The organism is Sphingobacterium sp. Ag1 (assembly GCF_000988325.1).
GTDB lineage: Bacteria > Bacteroidota > Bacteroidia > Sphingobacteriales > Sphingobacteriaceae > Sphingobacterium.
Genome location: NZ_LBGU01000044.1, coordinates 627,396 through 647,526, shown reverse-complemented (window position 1 = coordinate 647,526; position 20,131 = coordinate 627,396). Strand labels below are relative to the sequence as shown.

Annotated in this window: 17 protein-coding genes; 5 read left to right on the top strand and 12 right to left on the bottom strand. The window is 44.7% G+C overall.

Annotated features, from left to right (window positions below):
* Window positions 1-154: 154 nt before the first annotated feature.
* The 10 genes from AAW12_RS23485 to AAW12_RS23445 form a co-directional block, all read right to left on the bottom strand.
* A complete protein-coding gene (locus AAW12_RS23485; protein WP_046676063.1) occupies window positions 155-985 on the bottom strand; it encodes a helix-turn-helix domain-containing protein in 831 nt (276 codons plus the stop codon).
* Window positions 986-1,312: 327 nt separating this feature from the next.
* Window positions 1,313-2,101, bottom strand: coding sequence for an SDR family NAD(P)-dependent oxidoreductase (locus AAW12_RS23480; RefSeq protein WP_197084154.1), 789 nt, complete (start codon window positions 2,099-2,101; stop codon window positions 1,313-1,315).
* A gap of 402 nt (window positions 2,102-2,503) precedes the next feature.
* Window positions 2,504-3,931, bottom strand: a complete 1,428-nt coding sequence (locus AAW12_RS23475; RefSeq protein WP_046676062.1) for a phytoene desaturase family protein — start codon at window positions 3,929-3,931, stop codon at window positions 2,504-2,506.
* Window positions 3,932-3,952: 21 nt separating this feature from the next.
* The gene (locus AAW12_RS26370; protein WP_156167749.1) at window positions 3,953-4,114 is read right to left on the bottom strand and encodes a hypothetical protein; all 162 of its coding nucleotides are present in this window, start codon (window positions 4,112-4,114) and stop codon (window positions 3,953-3,955) included.
* A 43-nt stretch (window positions 4,115-4,157) separates the two neighbouring features.
* A complete protein-coding gene (locus tag AAW12_RS23470) occupies window positions 4,158-4,829 on the bottom strand; it encodes a hypothetical protein (protein WP_046676061.1) in 672 nt (223 codons plus the stop codon).
* Between the two features lie 32 nt (window positions 4,830-4,861).
* Window positions 4,862-6,313 (bottom strand): MBL fold metallo-hydrolase, encoded by a 1,452-nt coding sequence (locus tag AAW12_RS23465; RefSeq protein WP_053003960.1) that lies wholly within the window; start codon window positions 6,311-6,313, stop codon window positions 4,862-4,864.
* 22 nt (window positions 6,314-6,335) lie between these two features.
* Entirely contained in the window at window positions 6,336-7,805 is a 1,470-nt protein-coding gene (locus tag AAW12_RS23460; protein WP_053003959.1) for a hypothetical protein, read from the bottom strand.
* A 21-nt stretch (window positions 7,806-7,826) separates the two neighbouring features.
* Window positions 7,827-9,176, bottom strand: a complete 1,350-nt coding sequence (locus AAW12_RS23455; protein WP_046676060.1) for a hypothetical protein — start codon at window positions 9,174-9,176, stop codon at window positions 7,827-7,829.
* Between the two features lie 40 nt (window positions 9,177-9,216).
* Window positions 9,217-10,584: a RagB/SusD family nutrient uptake outer membrane protein gene (locus AAW12_RS23450; RefSeq protein WP_046676059.1), complete on the bottom strand. Its 1,368-nt coding sequence runs from the start codon at window positions 10,582-10,584 to the stop codon at window positions 9,217-9,219.
* Window positions 10,585-10,609: 25 nt separating this feature from the next.
* On the bottom strand, window positions 10,610-13,663 hold the full coding sequence (locus tag AAW12_RS23445; RefSeq protein WP_046676058.1) for a SusC/RagA family TonB-linked outer membrane protein: 3,054 nt from the start codon (window positions 13,661-13,663) through the stop codon (window positions 10,610-10,612).
* Between the two features lie 431 nt (window positions 13,664-14,094).
* Between AAW12_RS23445 and AAW12_RS23440 the strand changes: the two genes are divergently transcribed.
* Both AAW12_RS23440 and AAW12_RS23435 read left to right on the top strand, forming a co-directional pair.
* On the top strand, window positions 14,095-14,934 hold the full coding sequence (locus AAW12_RS23440) for a helix-turn-helix transcriptional regulator (RefSeq protein ID WP_046676057.1): 840 nt from the start codon (window positions 14,095-14,097) through the stop codon (window positions 14,932-14,934).
* Window positions 14,935-14,975: 41 nt separating this feature from the next.
* On the top strand, window positions 14,976-15,932 hold the full coding sequence (locus tag AAW12_RS23435; protein ID WP_046676056.1) for a nitrilase family protein: 957 nt from the start codon (window positions 14,976-14,978) through the stop codon (window positions 15,930-15,932).
* A gap of 137 nt (window positions 15,933-16,069) precedes the next feature.
* On the opposite strand, the gene AAW12_RS23430 is transcribed toward AAW12_RS23435, so the two are convergent.
* A complete protein-coding gene (locus tag AAW12_RS23430) occupies window positions 16,070-16,495 on the bottom strand; it encodes a DUF3995 domain-containing protein (RefSeq protein ID WP_046676055.1) in 426 nt (141 codons plus the stop codon).
* A gap of 290 nt (window positions 16,496-16,785) precedes the next feature.
* Between AAW12_RS23430 and AAW12_RS23425 the strand changes: the two genes are divergently transcribed.
* Window positions 16,786-17,253, top strand: a complete 468-nt coding sequence (locus AAW12_RS23425; protein WP_046676054.1) for a DUF6265 family protein — start codon at window positions 16,786-16,788, stop codon at window positions 17,251-17,253.
* A 506-nt stretch (window positions 17,254-17,759) separates the two neighbouring features.
* Entirely contained in the window at window positions 17,760-18,422 is a 663-nt protein-coding gene (locus tag AAW12_RS23420; RefSeq protein WP_046676053.1) for a hypothetical protein, read from the top strand.
* A gap of 129 nt (window positions 18,423-18,551) precedes the next feature.
* Here the strand turns inward: AAW12_RS23420 and AAW12_RS23415 are convergent, their stop codons facing one another.
* The gene (locus AAW12_RS23415) at window positions 18,552-18,788 is read right to left on the bottom strand and encodes a hypothetical protein (RefSeq protein WP_046676052.1); all 237 of its coding nucleotides are present in this window, start codon (window positions 18,786-18,788) and stop codon (window positions 18,552-18,554) included.
* A gap of 316 nt (window positions 18,789-19,104) precedes the next feature.
* Between AAW12_RS23415 and AAW12_RS23410 the strand changes: the two genes are divergently transcribed.
* Window positions 19,105-20,070, top strand: coding sequence for an alkaline phosphatase family protein (locus AAW12_RS23410; RefSeq protein WP_197084153.1), 966 nt, complete (start codon window positions 19,105-19,107; stop codon window positions 20,068-20,070).
* Window positions 20,071-20,131 lie beyond the last annotated feature (61 nt).

Below are 20,131 nucleotides of genomic sequence, written 5' to 3'. Positions count from 1 at the left end.
GTATGGCGGTCGACGATCCCCACCTCGATTTTATTCCTTCCAGGCTTTAATTTATACAGGATCAAGATGCCCTTTTCATACACAAGATCTCCCGGCAAACCATGTTGTCAAGTCTGCATCAGTAAGCCGAATTTTAGATCCTACTATTGACCTTTTAAGATGAATGTCCTTTATAACCAGATGGCGAATAACCACTGATGTTCTTAAAGAATGTAGAAAATGCCGATAGCGATTCAAATCCTAGATAAAATGCAATCTCCTTTATACTTTTATCTGAAAATTTTAAGAGTTGCTTAGCCTCTTGTATCGTTCGTTGTTGAATTACGCTAGAAGCAGTAATATGGAGATGTTTTCTGCACAGGATATTCAGATAATTACTCGTCACATGTAATCTCTCCGCATACCAACTCACGTGTTTTTGGGCTGCGAAATTTATATTGACAAGATCCCAAAAGGAATCAATAATGACATTTGAATTCCCCAGAAGATTTTCCTTTAAATAATCTCCAGCTTCCTTTTTTATCAAAGACACTAATATATCGATTCTCAAACGGACAATTTCGCTCCACTGGCCATCCGATTCTTGTGCCAAAAGATCGCGTTGGATATTTTTCATTTCATTGAATATCACCTCAAATAAAGATGTACTGAGTTTAAAAACGGGGTGCAAATTATGACGAATGAAATAAATCTCACTAAGACTGGAGAAAGTTTCAAATACTTTCTTTCCTACGACAATTTTCTGGGCCCTTGTCTCCGCGCCGGTAATCCAGTGGTGATGCTGTCCTGGAAATAAGAAATGAAGTTGGTTTCCTTTGATCGGATATTCCGCTGCGTCGATGAAATGCGTGCCGCTTCCTTCAGAAAATAGTACCATCAAAAAATAAGTACATTTTGTTGTCTTATTATAATCCTCTGTCCCGATTATTTCTTTGTAAAATACCCCCTCTTCCGTGAGCGTAATTGGCAGTTTTTCTGTTTTCATTCAAGGTAAAATTAAAGTAAGTCTACGTGTTTACAAGCAGCTGAAACACCGCTATTTTATGTAGTCTTACTAGGACTATTAGCTAGTCTCACTAGGGTTACTTCCGCAATTTAAATACCAATTATAATTTGCCGAAACATTCAATTTATCTGCATAAAATGATACGGTTTGGCCCACCATACAAAACTGACCGTACGAAATCTGTACCTGATCGATAGTTTGGGAGGAAGAACACTTGTGCTATTGCCCTTAATTTGAGGCATAAGATCCCCAGAATTTAGGCATAAAAGCTTTTCTGGGGATTGATTGTTATTAATTTATTTGTATTTACATATGCGTACCGCCATCGATACGGATTTCCGTTCCGGTGATGAAGTTTCCATCTTCAGAAGCTAACATCGCAACAACTCCTGCAACAGAATCCGCCGAACCAAACCCTTCTCCAAGACCTGGCGTCAGTTTAGCAATAAGAGACAGATCCGCATCTTCCGGAAATCCAGGATTATGCACCATACCAGATTCAATACTACCTGGAGCAACGGCAGTAACGCGGAGGCCTTGTTTAGCGTATTCCGAAGCTATCGCATGTGTAAAGGATTGAATTGCACCTTTTGTAGCAGCATACGCGGCCATGTATGGATGGGCAAAGGAGGCTGAAGTTGAACTAAAGTTGACAATGCTCGCACCCGCAGTTCTTAAAAGTGTTGGAATACATTCCCGCGTAATCAAAAATGTTCCGGTGAGATTGATTTTAATAATATTATTCCAAAAATCTAATGTCATTTCATGCGTGTGGGCAGCGCGTAGTATCCCTGCTGCATTTACCAGCGCATGGAGCCCATCGACTTCGGCAATTGCTGCACCTATTTTGGTGTGAACTGCAGATTCATCTGAAATATCACAGACCACAGTGCTTAGATTTTCGCCATAACCTAAAAGACTCGCTTCTTCCTTAGTCTGTCTCAGGCCCGACTCAACGATATCCACCGCAATTACCCGTGCTCCTTCTTTTAAAAATCGATAAACGGTAGCCCTTCCAATACCGGAACCTGCGCCGGTAATCAATGCTGTCTTACCGATAAATCTAGACAACACCCTGTTGCTTGTACTGCTCATAATACCACAATTAATTACAAATTCGAACACATGTTTCCAACAATGTCCGCTCTTCAAAACTCATGTGAAATTAAGTGAAATTATATTCCGAGAGGTTGCGTCAATTATTGTATCGCTTTACAGAATTATATATTTGCCTGTGTTTTTCTTAAGGTAAAGTACATACAAAAGGCCAAGAAATTATCTTGGCCTGATGCAACATATTATTTGGGGTGTTTTCGTAGCCCTATACAGCAAAAATACTGCCGAAATTACAAAAACATACTCATTAGTCTATTTTTCCTAAAGGCCCTATGCTCCAGAAAAATATAAAACGGCAAAAATCACCTGTTCCCAGGCAGCTGTGTAAGTCAACAACAAGCCGGTCGGTGCCATTTATGACAACAAGTACATTAGCGCCATTTACGGCAACAAGCCAAAATGTTCTTTGAGCGCTGTACGTGCGGCATGATAACCGCACATGCCATGCACCCCACCTCCCGGAGGCGTCGATGATGAACAGAGATAAATGCTGTCTACCGACGTACGATACGGGTTTAGGGCCAAAATAGGTCTACTGTACAGTTGCGAAACATCCATAATACCACCATTGATATCACCACCAATGTAATTGGGATTGTACAACTCGAGCTCCGCAGGAGAAAAGGTATGCTTGGCCAGAATGGTTTCTTTAAAACCCGGAGCAAAGCGCTCGATCTGAGTTTCGATCGCTTCGGTATAATCCACCCTACTTCCATTGGGGACATGACAGTAGGCCCATCCCGTATGCTTTCCATCGGGAGCACGACTGGAATCAAATGCACTCTGCTGTGTAAACAGCACAAATGGCTTGTCGACTTGCTTTCCAAGATGACTCAGCCGTTCGCTCTCGGCAATTTCAGCGTAGGTATTGCCCAAGTGCACGGTAGCGGCCTGCTGACAGCGCCGATCTTTAAAGGGCGTCTTTTCTGACAATGCCCAGTCAACTTTAAAGACCCCCATCCCCTGTCGAAAGCCTTCAAGACGCCTGCGGTAGCTGCTAGCCAGATTTATTCCTTTAAGCGCGAGCAACTGCCGGGGTGTGATATCACAGAGTAGGACTTTATGGGACGGCAGATCACGGATATCCTCTACCCAAAAGCCCGTTTGGATCTCCCCGCCCAACGATTGGTAATAACTTAATAAGGCATCGGCAATGGACTGCGAACCACCTACTGGAATTTGCCAGCCATATTTGTTGCCTACCGCAGCGAGCACAATAGCAATGGCGGAGGTTGTCCAATTGCTTAGCGGCTGAATACCATGGGCGGCCATGCCGGCCCATAATGCCTTAGCCTGTGCACTGGCAAAACGCTTTGCCGTCCAACTTGCCGGCTGAAGCGCATCCAGACCAAAGGAAGCTAATCGCAACGGATGCTTTGGTAAGGCCAAGGGCCCCATAATATCGTCCGCTAGTTCGTCCCAATGTGTTGCAACCTTTTCCACCAGCTTGCAATAGCTTTCACCGTCCACTCCCAGGCCCCCGACGGTTTCGGCAAGACTATGGTAAAGAATTCCCGTTTCCCCATTGTCCAGTGGGTGTGCCGCCGCATATGTCGGCTTCACAAACGATAGCCCAAAAGCTTCCAAAGGCAACTTCCTGAAAAATGGCGAGGCCATGGCCATGGGATGGATTGCCGAACAAACATCATGTTTGAAGCCCGCAAGTGTAAGTTCCTTGGTCCGCATTCCCCCACCGACCGTATCGGCACCTTCAATCAGCAGGGTACTGAGCCCCTGTTGCTGAAAGGTAATGGCTGCCGCCAATCCGTTCGGTCCCGAGCCAATAATAATTGCGTCAAATCTTCGCATGTGTTATCGTGTTACAGTCCATTAGTCGCAGCCCGTATTGGGCTGATCCTTTTTAGAACCTTTTGATGATGTGGAATCCGACTGTGCTTTGCCATTTTCCTTTTTCTTGCCTGCAGATCCACAGGATACTGTAAATGTCGTTAAAACAAACGCTAAAAGTCCAAGATTGATTATTTTTTTCATATGTTATCCATTTAATTTACGATGCTGTTGAAATCCTGTGGTCTTAAATCGTATGTTCATCTAAAAAATATGCGCGATACCGTTGCTTTAACTCCTGCTGTTGTGTGCTATCGAGCTTGATCTTCGGATCGGTCTGCGATACGACCGTCGAAACAACCTTATGCACACCTTTGCCTTTTTCAATAAATAACACCGTTGGTGAAGAAATCCGTTTGATAGAGTCTACGCCCACAGCCGTATAGGGATTGAGGATATCATGAAATTTGGCCAAAATAGCTTCATAGCCGGGGCTACCCACCTTGGTTGTGATCACCTTACCTTCTTTATCCTTCTCTTTGAGATCCCGGATATCGTGGATATTGAGGTAATAGATGGCCGCCTTTTCCTCCTGGGCAAATTCCAGCAATGGCGTTATGGCATTGCGAAACCATGGACAGCTGGGCCATCCAAACAGAACAATGCCGTTTTCCAGCTCCAGCACATCCTGTTCGGTCGCATAAACGATCCGCGGATTGTCGGGAATCTGTACAGGTACTTTGTTCGTTTTATTCATGCTTTCGAGCTCCTGCTTAAAGCGCACTCCTTCTTCCTTTTTGAATGAAACCTGACTGTTTTTTACGGCTTCCTTGGTATCCTGCCTGGATTGGCAGTTCGTCATATTGAGTAACACTGCCACTGCTAACAGCATCGTAGCCAATAGTTTTAAATCTTTCATATCATGTATGCATTTAAGTGTGATTCCTCGTGTTAATTCACCGATTGCTTGTAGGTTTTAATATGTTCACCGATATCCCATACCTGCGCTTTTGGCAGCGATTCATTGATCAGGCTACTTGCAATGGCCGAACGATAACCCGAAGCGCAGTGCACGACAATAGGTTTATCGACCGGTAGCTCGGCAATATGCTGCTTCAGTTCCGCCAGCGGAATGTTATGCGCCCCCTTGAATACTGGCCCGGCCTTAGCCTCCTCGGCGGTGCGTACGTCGACGATAAAATAGTGATCTTGCGCCCGGTCGAAAGCAGTCTGGTCAAAAGCTGTCGAAGGCTGCCCTGCGAAATCCCCATACAGCACAATCCCTTTTACAAACTGCTCATAGCCAATTTTGGCCAATTTTTCAAGCTGCAGCTGCCCCTGTTCTTTGGTATCCACAACGAGATAAAAACCGTCTTTCGGTTCAATAAAAGTCCCGACCCAAGATTCCGACTTGCTCCGTTCGGGGATATTAATGGCCTCCGGAAAATGCGACGCTCTAAATTTTGAAGCTGAGCGTGTGTCAAGGACAGTGCTTGATCCATGAGGCACCGCAGCTGCCGAAACCAATGAAATACCCGACAACGAAGCCAACAATGGCTTTGCTCCCCGACGATTTAACGCCACATTATAGGGAAAATAGATCGGTATGGGTGGACGGTCTGCTAGTATCTGTTTGACAAACGCTTCTTCGGATTGTTGCTGGAAGGCAAAATTATGCGTTCTTTCTGCACCAATGGTACTTTGCTTCGCGCCTTTTATGGCATTGCCACAGAGCGACCCAGCACCATGGCCCGGATACAGAAGCACCTGATCGCCTAAGTTGGCATAGACATCATGCACGGTATGATAGAGCTGCCGCGCCAATTTTTCGCGTACTGTCGCCTGCTCACCCGAATACTCGCGCAAATCGGGCCTTCCCACCCCGCCAATCAGCACCGCATCCCCCGAAAAGATCGCCACATCGCGACCGTTTTCTTTTAACAGAATAGAGATACTATCAGGTGAATGACCAGCGGTGTTGATGGCATGCAACACAATATGGTCCGAAATCTTCAACCTATCGCCATTATCAAACGTATGATGCGGATACGTTGCACGGACAAGCTTGCTCACATAAATCGGAATTTTCTGCTCTTGATGGATCTCCAGATGTGAACTCACAAAATCAGCATGCGGATGGGTCTCCACAACGGCGATAATTGTGGCACCCTGTTCCTTTGCATAAGCGTAATAAGGCCTGGGATCACGGGCAGGGTCCACAAGCACAATTTTCTTATCTGCCAAAATCGCATACGAAAACTGTGCGAGGCCCTCATCTTCGAACTGTTTGATCCTGTAGCCCGCCCCGCTGTGATCAGTATTTCCAAAACAGGATATGCCCTGGCCTGCCGAAGCAAGCGTGAAAAAGACAGCTGAACGGTGGATAAATGATCTTCTATTCATAACATGCTATTTTTTAAGGTGATTAATAGGTAAAGAGGGTGTTTTTCATATACCATTCTTTACCGGTGAGATAGGATTCTTTAACCCGGTCGAGCGTAATTTCAAGGTTATTACCACTGGCGTCTAGCCCCTTGAGTCTAATCTGTTCTGGCGTTGGTCGTTCGTAAGCCCATTTCAGGATACCTAAGCTATCGCCTTCTGCTTTTCCATACAGGGCCTTCAGTCCCACATCCAGTTTTTCATCGAGTTTTTTTCGTTGCTCCTTACTAAATTTCTGATTTTTGTCGATCAGGTACAGTGCATGTTCTGCCGAGTCTATTTCATAATACAGGTAGTTCTTTCCTCCCGCCCGGCCTGTAAATTCATACGTTTTGAGCACATCATTCAAGGCCGGAGTGCCATTGCCAAGATCGATGGAATTGGCTTTATTGACCTTATAGACCAAGGTCGAATAGCGTTCAAAAAAGGCTTCATGCCAACGTACCGAATCGGCCGGTGAATAAGGCTGCGGCTTTCCATTGAGCAGAAAACCCGAAACTTCATAATGTCCTGCTGCTTTTGCCAGCCCTGGAAGCACCGGTTCCTTTAAACGCCCTTCATCATAGAAACGCTCATAGCGGTAAAAGCCGTAAACAAATATAAACAGCACCACAATGACTGACTTAAGGCCGAAATACAGGGGTTTATTCCACTGCTTGAGAAACTTGGGCACATAGTAATAGGTGCTCACCGGTTCACGCAAGATAAAGAGCTTCCAGATCGCTGGCAGGTACTGGAGCAATAGAAAAAGGGAAAGCAGAACAAAATACGAACTGTATACGTGTACCGCGCCGTCATAGGCGATATTGGCATGAGCGATGTTAAAGAGCACGCCCGCATTGATAATGGCCCCGATGACAACAGTAGGCCTGAAGAAGAGTAAACTTCCTGCGGCGATCTCCAAAAAGCCTAAGAAAATCTCATACTTATAGGATACACCGACGATCTGCCAGTACAACTTAAAGGGAGCATATTCGCCGATGTCGGTATTCAGATTGGCAAGCGATGGAAATGGCATCTGCATCGGAAAGAACTTGATAAATCCAAAGGCGATAAGTCCCAAAGCAATGCGGTAACGTACCAACACCCGCAACCAATAATAAAGCGCATCGTAGCGCTGCACCTTGCTATTCCGGGCCAATATCGTCCAGATGGAAGCGCCCAGCACAGCTATCACGCCATTGAGCCACCAGGAAGTGTACGACGCGAACCCCCATTTGCCACTTTCGCTGTCTATTTCTATCCAACCTGTGCGCGAGCCACCGGCGATCGTTGCCATCCAATCGTATAACGAATCGGGTTTAAATACTTTTTCGTACCAGTCCCCATCCAGGGGTACTACCATCAGGATAAAGAAAATAAAAGTAAATCTAAATCCCACTTTCTCCCAGTATTTCCAACCCTGCCCCTGCTGGCTGGTTGGAGTGCTTTCCAAATATTGAATCGTTGCCATAAGCTTAGTCTAAATGAATCGTTAATAAATACGGATCGGCTTTCTGCGCCCCTCCTGCAACAGGTATTTCTTGTTTATTTTCTCCAGGCGCACATGCAGGGAATCGCCGAGTTGGTTGACACCATCAAGCACAAGCGTGCGCTTATCCGGGCGATTGACCACAAAGGAAAAGGTGTGGCCTTTACTGACCTTTCCCGTCAATTTGATCGCTGTCCCCTCCTTGTTTGCTCCTTTTTTGATCGCATAAGCAAAGAATTCGCGGCCACCATTGCCTAGGTATTCGTAGTTACGCTCGCGGTTGAAGGCGATACGTGGTTTGAGGCTATCAACCCGTACAGAACGGTTTCCGCGTATGCTGAGCGTATTCCATTTTTCAAAAACTACGTCCTTCCACCGCAATGTATCGCTCAGCGAATACGGGATGGTATCGCCCTTCCACACGAAATCTTTCACATTGTATACCCCTGCTGCTCCTTCCAACCCTTTTTCATCGGGGAAGGGATAATCCGAATTTTTCCAGCTCAAGTAAGCCTGCACGCTAAATACAGCGATCAGCAGCAGGAATAAGACCTGCAGATAAGGGCGAATGCGCGCAATGCGGCGTCCATATACAGGCCAAAACCCGTCGGGAACAGTTGCTCCCTTTTTGATCAGGAGCTGATAAAAACGGGGCCAGTCGTACGAGAAGATCACGACCGCAAGCAGTAGTAAAAATGAACTAAACACCTGTTCACCGATTTCGTAGACATAGTTGACAATAACAACATTGAGCAATACAGCGATAAGCAACCCCGACCCGATGATTGCTGTGCGCCGGTTCAGTAAAAAGAGTCCACTCACAATCTCCAGTGCACCAATTACCGGTAGATAGCCCGCGGTTGCAATGCCGTTGGTCAGGTAATAGAGCTTCCAGAGCAGAAAATCACCATATTCGGTATGCAGCTCGCTAATGGTCGGTTCGGGAAGTTGTATAGGGATGATTTTGACAAGACCAATGAAAATCATTGCCAGGGCTAAACGATAGCGTAGCAGGACGCGAAGCCAATAAAATACGCTATCATCATTGGCCTGAAAACTTTGCCTGATTTTACGACCAAAGGCCCAAAATAGCAACAACGCGAGCAGCAGCGCAATAGCCCAATTGTAATATCCGCGTACATCCGTACCGACGTAAGGGCTCTCCGCAATAAAAGATGTGCGGTAAGTGGCCAACGCAAACCAGTTCTCCAAGGAAAACAGATCCCCAAATGAACGGTCCTTAAAAAGATTGGGGTCGTAAGGGATACTTAGTATCAAAAAGAAAATCAGGCCAATGTATGCGATCGCTGAGCGATGGCGCTTAAAAAAATGAGAGTCTGTTAATATGGTCATTTCAATACGATTAAATGAAAAAAAACACCTGATTCATCGATCAATCCAAGCCAGGATTTTGCTGTAGATCCGGATCTATCGAAACCTGAGCGTACGGTATCGGTAGCAAAAGCCTATTCACGGAAGAAATATTAAGCACCTGCTGTGCACGTCCCGTCCGCAAAAGATCATACCAGCGATGGTTCTCCAGCGCAAATTCCACGCGATTTTCATCTTCCACAGCCTGCAGAAGCGCTTCAGCTCCCAGACCTTGCAACGGTTTAATGTTGGCGCGCGAGCGTACGGCATTTAAGTCAGCCAATGCTGCTGTCAGATCGCCCGAACCATTCCGTTGAGCCAAGGCTTCGGCACGGATCAGATAAAGCTCGGCCGTACGGATCAAAAAGACGGGATCAGTACGGTCTGTTCGGTAATAGAGATTGCCAATCAGGATATTCGGATCGGTGGATGAAGAGGTTTTGGATACGAGCGCAGCACGGTCTCCCCCGATCGTGGGATCCACCAGCAGGTCGTAGATCCCCTGCGAAGGTCTGATCCATGCAGTCCCGCCATTATTGCCCGATAACCATTGACTGGCCTGACCGCTGGTATTGTTGATATCATAGACCAATTCGAAGACAGACTCTTTGGTGTTGGAGGTATTGTTGGCATAAAACGAGCGGTATGGATTGACCAAGCTATAATTGGCGTTGTCGTCAATAATATAGGATGCATATTTTATGGCTTCGCTCCAGTTTTTCTGGTAGAGGTAAAATCTTGCCAGCAGCGCGCGGGCTGTTTTCTTGGTAGCGCGGATGCGATTGGTGTCATTGGGCAAGAGCTGTTCCGCCTTTTGGAGATCCTGCAGCACCTGTGCATAGGTGTCGGCCAGGGAGCTTCTTTTGACCTGCGGCAGACTGCTGGCCGAAGTTGTCGGCTGCAACACGATCTGTACACCACCCCAAGTTCTGGCCAGATCAAAATACGCCAGTGCGCGCACAAAATAGGCTTCCCCCACAAGCTGGTTGCGGTAGGCTTCGGTGAAAGTCGTCGTCAACGCTAGGTTGGGTACTTTGCTGATTACATGGTTGGTCCTGTTGATGGTGGCATAGATCTGGTTCCAAGCCGTAGCCAACACCGCGAGGTCGGATTTAACCGTATGATTGGTCAGGGTCTGATGGACAGTCTGGCTACCTCGATATACAATATTGTCTGCCGAAAAGAATCCCAGCAGCTGAAAGCTATAGCCATAATAATCGTTGGACCGAAGTGCAGAGTAAATGCCGCGTACTGCTGTTGCAGCAGAACTCGCATCGACAATAGTCACTTCATCAGATACAGAACTTCTGGGCTCAACTTCCAAAAAAGAACTGCAGCCACTGAGCTGAAGGACAAGAAGTGGATAAAGGAAATATATAATTTTTTTCATGAGCTTTACGGATTAAGGTTAACGTTTATAGAGTAACATTGAGCCCAAGTTGAAACGTACGGGGCTGTGGTGGAGTTCCAAATGAACCTATCCCCTGCGCATTTGGGTTGCTGGTGACATTCGATTCCGGATCGCCTGTATATTTGCTCCAGACAAAGAGGTTGGAACCTACAAAATAGATACGCGCAGCAGTCAGTTTAGCCCGCTCTACCAGCTCTTTCGGGAGTTTATATCCAAATGACAATTGTCTGAGTTTCAAAAACGAGGCATCTTCGAGATAACGGCTATTGGCATCGATGGTATAGTTGAGCCCTTCCGATGTCAGTCGGGGCACATCGGTGATATCCCCGGGTTGTTGCCATCTGTTAAGCACATTTTGAAACACCCCACCACTGCTCGGATTACGCTCTCTGAAATAGCGATTGAGGTTCACCGCGTAATTGCCATATTGAAAACTAAAGTCTACACCCAGATCGAAGTTTTTATAGGTAAAGGTATTGCCTATACCACCATAAAACTTGGGATAGGCATTGCGAAATACCTTGCGTGCCGAAGTGGGCAAAGAACCATCGCTCAGCTGTCCGTCAAATACCGCCTTTCCGGTCTGTGGATCGACATACAACTGCTCATACAGCCAGAATGAGTTGAGCGAATAACCTTCTTTCAGGATCACCCAATCGCGGGTATACTGGGTGATCTGCGTTGGCAGTTTCTCGATTTTATTTTTATTACCCGAGATGTTGAAGCTTGTATTCCAGGTAAAGTCTTTTGTTTTCACGTTGAGCGAATTGATCAACACTTCATAGCCTTTGTTGCTGATCTCGCCCACATTGGCCCAATATTTTGAAAAACCAGAACTACCGACAATAGGTCGTTCGAGCAGCAGATCGGAGGTATATTTATGATAAAGATCCACGGTAATGGACAGGCGATTTTTGAATAACGCCACATCTAGCCCAAGATCGGCCTGTGCTGTTTTCTCCCAGCGCAGATTTTCGTTGCCCAGCTGGAAAGGCCCTGTACTTGGCAACACCTTGCCATAGCTGTCCGCATATTTTTCATTGCCCGACCAAAGACCTCTGGCAGCGAAATTGCTGATTCCGGCTTGATTGCCCGTCAATCCATAGGAAGCCCTTATTTTCAAGTCGTTTAACCAGGTTTGATCTGCCAGAAAGGCTTCTTGGCTAATCCGCCAGCCCGCCGAAAAAGCGGGAAAATACCCCCATCGGTTGTTGGCACCAAACTTGGACGAGCCATCTGCCCGCAGGGTTGCCTCTGCAAAATAACGGTCAGCATAGCTATAACCTACCCTTCCAAAATAGGAAGCAATGGTATATTTGGTCCAGTTGTCGGCGGCAATGATATTGGCTGCCGATGAGATCTGTTTAAAGGAATCATTGGCAAAACCATTCCCCTCCAAATACTTGTAATCAAGCACATTGCTCTGCAAAGTATTTCCCAAAATAGCATTGAGGCTATGCTTACCGAAGGCATTCTGATACGACAAGGTTTGCTCATTGATCCAGGTTGCATTTCTTGATATTCCCGAGGTGGCCTGATTGTTATTCGCAATACCGATACTGGTTTTACTGTTCCAGTATTGTGATTCGTCGTAGAGGTTATAGTCGGCACTAAAGCTGGATTTGAATTTTAGTCCCTTTAGCAGATCGATTTCCGCAAAGGCACTTCCCACATAACGCAGACTTGTGGTATTAACATCGTAGTTGTCTACCAGGATATACGTATTATCGGTACCGTTGATTGATCCATCGGTATTGAATATCGGCACATTCGTTGCCGAAGAAACGGCCGAATTGAACAGACTTACCTGTGGGCCATCGCCTGTACGTGCCTGATTGCGGTAAGTTCTGGAAAAATTATTGGTCAGACCGATCTTCACACGGCTGCTGATCTGATGGTCAAAATTAAACTTGAGATTGGTACGCGAGAAGTCGATCACCTTGATAAAAGCTTCCTGGCCTGTGTAGCCGGCACCAATATAAAACCGCGATTTGTCGCCGCCCCCTTGTATACCGATGTTATAATCCTGCAGCTTCCCGTGGCGCAAGAGGAAACCAAGGCGATCGTAAGTAGGCTGATCTTCGGGATTTCCTTTCCCGCCTTCCGAGACAGGACGGTAAGGCCTGTTGGCAAAAGTCTGTTTCAATGCCGGATTGTCTAGTCCGGAGTTTATCCACCACTCGTTGGCGAGGGTTGCCGTTTCGGGACCTGTAGCCAGTTTGGGCAACAAAGATTTATTGGCTTCAGCCCAGCCTCCCTGCAGGTTGAGATCAATTTTGGTCCGGCTACCGTAGCTTCCCTTTTTGGTGGTAATGATAATTACACCATTGGCCCCCCGGGAGCCATAAATTGCAGTTGCCGAAGCATCTTTGAGCACCTCAATCGACTCGATATCTGCCGGGTTGATATCTGTGAGCGGTGAACTGGTCCGTCCACCAAGTCCGATATTCTGAAGCGAGGTATTGTTTAAGAATACGCCATCAATAATATATAAGGGATCGCTACTGGAGTTGATGGATGTTGTTCCGCGGACCCGCAGAAAGATACTTTCGCCGGGGACACCCGAGTTGGTGGAAACCTGCACTCCGGAGAGTTTACCCTGCAACTGGGCATCAAAACTGGCTACCGGAATTTTGTTGACTTCGGCAGCGTCGATCTTGGCAACTGCGCCCGTAAGGCTTCTTCGTTTTTGTATACCGTAGCCCACAACGACCACTTCATCCAGGTCAGAAACGCTCGGTTGAAGCAAGATCTGAATCTGCGCCTCCCGTGCGGTAATCTTTCGACCTTTATATCCCAAAAATGAAGTGGAGAATGTCAACGGAAGCCGTTGCCCCGTGACAAACTGAAATCTTCCCGACGCGTCGGTCTTTACTTGGTGCGTAACACCTTCGAGCTTTATGGTAACACCTTCAATAGGCCGATTGGTAATCGAATCCAATACAACACCTTTTAAGGTTGCGTTAATAAGGGGCTCAGCTTGCTGCGAAAATGCAGGCAATAGCAAACCATGTGACAAAAAAATTGTCACGGCGTACTTCCATACGCTATTTTTCATAGGTAAAATTTTAACAGTGAATATTTACAAGTGCCAACGCCAATTGATTACTTGTCAGAAAAAGCTGCTTTTATAGAAAGAAATACTTCCCTTTAACCGCAGCTACACATTCGCTTATTGAAATCAGAACAAAAGGATGTACCATTGCGCAGACCTGCGCTCGGTTGGAAAGGGTTTAGATAAAATTTGCCGTTCATAAATAATGAATTAAGTGAAACATTGTGATCATTACGTGCGGAAGATGCGGCTTGTACGCAAGACAGGCTTATCTCCTAGGTTGATAAAACAAATATAGTAAACATAAAATAAATTCTATAATATTAGTAGACTTTATTTTCAATAATCTTTTCCTGACCAAAAATAGAGTCAATCAATGTCGTAGAGCTGACAGAAATATGTACATTTGAATACAGACAAATATCTATCAGGTCATGCAGCTATTTCCTCCAAAAGTTTTATCGTCCTACATCAAACATTATCTTTTTTTGGAAAGTGCTGGCGATCAGCATAAAAAACTGCGGTTATTTTCCGATGGCAACACGGGAATGGTATTTCTGCTCAATGAAGGCCACCTGTCCATCAACGAGAGTCAGCCGCTCCCCGCTTCTTTCTTGTATGGTCAGATCAGCCATTTCCAGGATCTCGCGCTGCTGGCACAGACTTCATTTGTTATTATTGTCTTCCAACCCGATGGGCTCTATAAGTTACTCGGTATTGCTGCTCATGCACTAAAAGATCAAATTATTGTTACGCAAGATGTATTTAGGAAGTATGTTGCACAGCTTTATGAGGACCTGCTGCAGGCGAAGTCGCCAAAGGAGAAAGTACAGCTGTTAAATGCCTTCTTTTATGCCTATGCAGTCCGGCAGAAGTTTCCAAATCGAAGCCCACTGCCTGCAGTTCTGCAACATATCACAGCACAAAAAGGATTGGTTACCGTCGGACAAATCGTCCAATATAGCGGCTACACCGAACGGCATATGGAAAGAATATTCGCGGAACAGGTGGGAATGAGCCCCAAAAAATTTGGTAATATTGTCCAATTCCATTCCTTTTTGAAATTGCTACGCAACAAATCAGCTGAAACAAACTTAACGACGATCAGCCACGAAAGTGGATATTTTGATCAATCTCACCTCATCAGGGCATTTAAAAAATATACTGGTATCACCCCTTCCGAATATTTAAATAGTACAAATCGGCTAGCGATCAATTTTATGGAATTTAAGAATAGCGCTGGTGAGATGTCGGGTTTATACAATTTTACCTAGGGATCCGCATCTAGCTTTGTCTATAGATCAATGAAAGAAATATGGACAACTTAAAAATTGCTACCGCACAATTTGAGCACAAGAGTGCTGACAAGGCTTATAACCTAACCGTTATCGAACGACTTGCACAAGAGGCCGCTGCACGAGGGGCCGAAGTAATCGCCTTTCACGAATGCTCCATAACGGGATATACCTTCGCCCGAAATTTAGACAAGCAGCAGATGCTTGCGATTGCCGAACTTGTTCCCGACGGCGAAAGTACACAAAAGCTGATTGCAATCGCCGCTAAGTACAACATTATTATCCTCGCCGGCCTGTTTGAAAAGGATGAGGACGACAATTTGTACAAGCCATATATCTGTGTAGACAAAAATGGCTTGATTGCAAAGCATCGCAAGCTTCACCCCTTTATAAACCCCCATTTGAAAGCAGGGCAAGGCTATACTATTTTTGAAATTAATGGTTGGAAATGTGGCATTTTAATCTGTTACGACAACAATGTCATCGAAAATGTACGCGCAACAAAATTGCTAGGTGCCGATATCCTCTTTATGCCCCATGTAACCATGTGTACCCCTTCTTCCCGACCCGGTGCAGGTTTTGTCGATCCACAGCTCTGGAAAAACCGCGAAAACGATCCAACCAGCCTGCGCCTAGAGTTTGACGGAATGAAAGGACGCAGCTGGCTGATGAAATGGCTGCCAGCCCGGGCCTATGATCATGCGCTCTACGTTGTTTTTTCAAACCCCATCGGGATGGATGACGATCAGCTAAAAAATGGTTGCTCTATGATCTTAGATCCTTTCGGGGATATCCTGAGCGAATGCCGTACATTTGAAGATAGTTTTACACTAGCCACCATTACACCCGAAAAACTGATTCAAGCCGGTGGCTATCGTTACATCAATGCCCGAAGGCCTGACCTTTACGGTGACATTATCGGCCAACAGCATGAGTCCCAACAAAAAGTGGTCTGGTTGCATACCGACAATAGCTAGTTCCGCAAAACCGAACGGCTACTTTAAGACCTTTATACATCGTCTTAAAGTAGTTGATCCAATAATCCCACCGATCAACCTCCAAATGTTTACTCGATGACAGCACTTCCAATCTTAAAAAAAGCACTTGTTTTTTCTCATAATACAAGCGACAAAAAGCCATTGGACAGCGACAAAAAAAGACATAATGGACTATAAAAATACGTATCTCTTAGGGCAAAAGGAGTCTTCCTATACTTCTTAAAAATGCCGACAAACTTCATATCGCCAATAAATCGGAGGAAGAAAACAGCACTGACCATATACATTCCATACCGAATATACTTGGGGTCCATCGAGATCTTCAAAACCCCGGTGGCACATAGATTTACCCACGCAAAAATCAATAATCCGATGGCTACCAATAAAGTGCCTAGTCTGGAGGGGTTAAATATCCTTCTTCCATTCAAGTCGGTCGGAACGGCAGCGTTCATTCCCCATTGGCCGCCGAACAGCCAAAAAAAATGCAGCAAAGCCAAAAAAATAAAAATAGCGGCAATTACGCTAGAAAGTACAAGCTCCATCAGGTAAATATAACGTATTTTACATGGCCCGTTTTGGGTTTTTCCAGAAATAATTTATAAGCAGCATAGGTTTTACGTTGTGGTCTAAAAACGAAACAAGATAAGCATACCGACAACTGCGGCAGACTGCTGTGATTAACAGCATGATTACCAATTCGATACTTTTAAAACTCCATCTTTTTTACTAAATTTAATCGCATAGGGGGCAAAAGCGCCCCTTGTGAACGTTTCAGGTCTGTTTCACAAGCTACAACGCTATTGACTGCTCAACCTTTAAAACGAACTATCATATGGTAAAATTAATCAAAGTTGGGATTTCCTTATTGATTCCGCTCGTTTTCGTACAATGTTTAGGGCTTATAAATGAGTCGTCTGAAAACTTCGATTGGCTCGTGGGAAAATGGCAGCGTACCAAAGAAGCCAACGATAAAAGGACCTTTGAATATTGGAAGAAAATCAAGGATACTGAATATGTTGGTTTTGCTTTTACCTTACAAAACCTAGATACCATCCACCAGGAAAAAATGCACTTATCAAAATCTGATGGTGCATGGAATTTAAAGGTCAAGACACCTGATGAGAAAGATTTTATCGCTTTTGAGATGACCATGATGAAAAATGGTCTGTTCGAATGTACGAATGACTCGCTGCCCTTTCCTAAAAAAATTACCTACTGGCGGGAAGGTGAAAAGCTGAAAGCAAATTTAGCTGGCGACAGCCTCCAAATTCCCTTCGAGTTTGGCAAGGTTTCAAAATAGCCGGGTAGCCGTCCTTTTTCATGAACAAAGAATAATCGAACTCTCCCTATTCAACACCTGATCCTGTGGTCAATGCCCTGAGTATGCACTACCGAATGGCCAAATCGGAAAGAAAAAAAGTCCGCTTTTATCTGAAAGGATCGAGCAAATGGAGACAGCATTGTGCCGATCTCAGGAACCAATCAATTGAAGCAAAAAACATATTTCTGTCAAAAACACATTTATCTGTGTTAAAAAACCGTCAGCTTTTCAGTAAAAATCAGTAATATCGTCTATATAAATAAAAAAATGAGACTTAACGTCATTTTTTTTATCCAACTAATCAATTGTATTACGAAAATAAACAATACCGCTCATGTTAAGCATCTGTCGATAACATATCCTTTTAGATATTAACAAAAAAAAGGACCGCTGACCAAAATAAAAAAAGAAAAACTATACATTATAAAAGAATTCTGAACAAATGGTACAATCCATTAAATTTCGAGCGGAATTTTGCAATTAATATGGGAAAAATCACCAATATCGCCTTAGCTGAATGGGTTTCCATGCGGATCTTAGAAATCCTTGACAAAACATCAATGACATTAGCGGGCCTAGCTAATTTTTGCGAAATACCCGAAAGCCGACTTCAGAGCTACTGCCACAAAAATTCGGCGATCTCTGTAGAAGCTGTAGCTACGCTCTGTGAAGCACTGTCTATTCCGATGCCCCAATTTTTTGATGGATCAATTTCATTAAGAATAGAAACAGGTGCCCACAGTAATGTCGGTCGATTTAGGACCAAATTCTTTCCTTTAGGCAAAAAGTTCTTTACTGATGAGGTCACTGACAAATACCAACTCCAAAGGACGCAAAATCTGGATCACCGTTATCAGCGGGAATCTGTCATGCAGCTGATTTTTGACTCGGATTATTTTAACGATCCCCGTACCATTGAACAGGTTATCGCTGACCTTGAAAAAACTTATCAGATTACTTTAAAGGTTGAACGAATTACTTCACTATTGCGTAAATATGTAGCGGAGGGTTATCTGGAGCGGAAAGTCTTGCCCCGTGGCTTTAGTCGTTCACGACAGTATACCTACTGTAGAACTTCAAAAAAACAGCAGATTGCCGCGAAAGATGAAATCGCGGTAATCGAACGGACAAACGTTTTGAACCGGTAATTTTAAGCTCGTCCAATAGGCAGGATCGCAGCAGTTCACTGCGTCCCACGCTAACCCCAGCTGATCCTAAAGTTCATCCTGCGGCGCTTTTAAACAAAATCGTCTAGACCATCTTTCCCACTAACCGCATTAAGGGCCTTCGGTCGCCGATAGAAAAGACGCCTTGAAACCCCTTATGGCCAGAAGATTAAGAACAACGCCTTCGTCTCGTCGTAAGGTCCGGATGGTAATGGTGCAAAGTTTATCCTGAAGATCGGCCGAAATGTATTTCAGATCAGCAATATGCCGGCTGAGGTAATTGATCAGTTCAGTGCGTTTGGTGAGCACCTGAGCAGAAACGGAAAAGGTCAGTAAGTAATATTTCATATTTTAATAAGTTTTTAATCATTGCGCATTCCGACAATTAAAGCCAGATTTTTCAGATTATCGGCCCAAGGTTCGCTAACGTGCCGTAAATATAAAAAACTTCTGACCATTATACAATAATAGTCAGGAGTTAAAATTGTTATTTCCACTTTAATACTTAGAAAATAAAGCAATAGCATTCTTGTTACTATATTAAGCATGGAAAAGACGACCGACGCTTATTGTCTATTTTCTGATTTCGAACAAATTAATCGCATAGAAATACAGTATAAATAAACTTTGTTTAGTATTACAAAACTTATGTATATTTATATTCATGAAAAATTCACCAACCTATCACTGGAATCGTGGCAGCAGTCCACTTTCCAGCGTCTATCGTTATGCGATGAGACGCATGAAAACCCTATTGATTTTATTATTTCTCGCTGTATGCAGCGCTGTAAATGCACAACGTATTGTTATCATCGGTCTCGACGGTTTTAGTTCCGAAGGCTTTAGGGGTTCAAAACATCCAAATATCGACAAGCTGTTTGAAAAAGGCCTGCTGACACTATCCAGCAGGCCCGTCCTTCCATCAGTCACACTCCCCAACTGGACAAGCCATCTCACGGGACAGGGCCCCGAAGAACATGGTATCACGGCCAACAACTGGACGCTGGACAACCGCCCCTTGCAAGCTTTGGAGGTAGATCAAGAGGGTTATTCGCCATCCATATTCAAACTAGTGAAGGAGCAGAAACCGAATACAAAAACCGCATTCTATTACAACTGGGCTGAGCTCATCAATCCCATCAACAAAAAATACCTGGATGAAGTCTCCTTTGAGCAGGACGATAAGTACGAGAACAACTATGCGAAAGCCTTAAAATTTATCGAGGACAATAAAGACAATCCGATGTTGGTATTTCTATACAGTGTGCATACCGATCATGCCGGACATGGCCACGGCTGGATGTCACCGGAATATATAGCGTCAATCGAAGAAGCAGATGTTGCCATCGGGAATTTTATACAGACATTAAAAGCACAAAATCTCTATGAGGACTGCTATTTCCTATTACTGACCGATCATGGTGGCATCGAGAAGGGTCACGGCGGCACGAGCATGAACGAGATGCAGATCCCTTTTGGCATTACGGGCAAAAAAATCAAAAATCTAGGCGTGACCAATGCCTTCTTCAATAGCAATAGAAATACCTCGTGGATACTGGCCCGCCTATTTGGACTAAAAAATCTACCAAAATCCTGGTCGGGAATTGCTCCTACCGAGATCTTCAAATAAATTTGAAGACCTCGGCAAATATATAGAATACCCGAGCAAGTATGGCCGGACAGCAAGTAAA

Coding starts and splice junctions, on each gene's coding strand:
- AAW12_RS23485 (WP_046676063.1), bottom strand. CDS start 985: ATGAAAACAGAAAAACTGCCAATTACGCTCACGGAAGAGGGGGTATTT.
- AAW12_RS23480 (WP_197084154.1), bottom strand. CDS start 2,101: ATGAGCAGTACAAGCAACAGGGTGTTGTCTAGATTTATCGGTAAGACA.
- AAW12_RS23475 (WP_046676062.1), bottom strand. CDS start 3,931: ATGCGAAGATTTGACGCAATTATTATTGGCTCGGGACCGAACGGATTG.
- AAW12_RS26370 (WP_156167749.1), bottom strand. CDS start 4,114: ATGAAAAAAATAATCAATCTTGGACTTTTAGCGTTTGTTTTAACGACA.
- AAW12_RS23470 (WP_046676061.1), bottom strand. CDS start 4,829: ATGAAAGATTTAAAACTATTGGCTACGATGCTGTTAGCAGTGGCAGTG.
- AAW12_RS23465 (WP_053003960.1), bottom strand. CDS start 6,313: ATGAATAGAAGATCATTTATCCACCGTTCAGCTGTCTTTTTCACGCTT.
- AAW12_RS23460 (WP_053003959.1), bottom strand. CDS start 7,805: ATGGCAACGATTCAATATTTGGAAAGCACTCCAACCAGCCAGCAGGGG.
- AAW12_RS23455 (WP_046676060.1), bottom strand. CDS start 9,176: ATGACCATATTAACAGACTCTCATTTTTTTAAGCGCCATCGCTCAGCG.
- AAW12_RS23450 (WP_046676059.1), bottom strand. CDS start 10,584: ATGAAAAAAATTATATATTTCCTTTATCCACTTCTTGTCCTTCAGCTC.
- AAW12_RS23445 (WP_046676058.1), bottom strand. CDS start 13,663: ATGAAAAATAGCGTATGGAAGTACGCCGTGACAATTTTTTTGTCACAT.
- AAW12_RS23440 (WP_046676057.1), top strand. CDS start 14,095: ATGCAGCTATTTCCTCCAAAAGTTTTATCGTCCTACATCAAACATTAT.
- AAW12_RS23435 (WP_046676056.1), top strand. CDS start 14,976: ATGGACAACTTAAAAATTGCTACCGCACAATTTGAGCACAAGAGTGCT.
- AAW12_RS23430 (WP_046676055.1), bottom strand. CDS start 16,495: ATGGAGCTTGTACTTTCTAGCGTAATTGCCGCTATTTTTATTTTTTTG.
- AAW12_RS23425 (WP_046676054.1), top strand. CDS start 16,786: ATGGTAAAATTAATCAAAGTTGGGATTTCCTTATTGATTCCGCTCGTT.
- AAW12_RS23420 (WP_046676053.1), top strand. CDS start 17,760: ATGGGAAAAATCACCAATATCGCCTTAGCTGAATGGGTTTCCATGCGG.
- AAW12_RS23415 (WP_046676052.1), bottom strand. CDS start 18,788: ATGAAATATTACTTACTGACCTTTTCCGTTTCTGCTCAGGTGCTCACC.
- AAW12_RS23410 (WP_197084153.1), top strand. CDS start 19,105: ATGAAAAATTCACCAACCTATCACTGGAATCGTGGCAGCAGTCCACTT.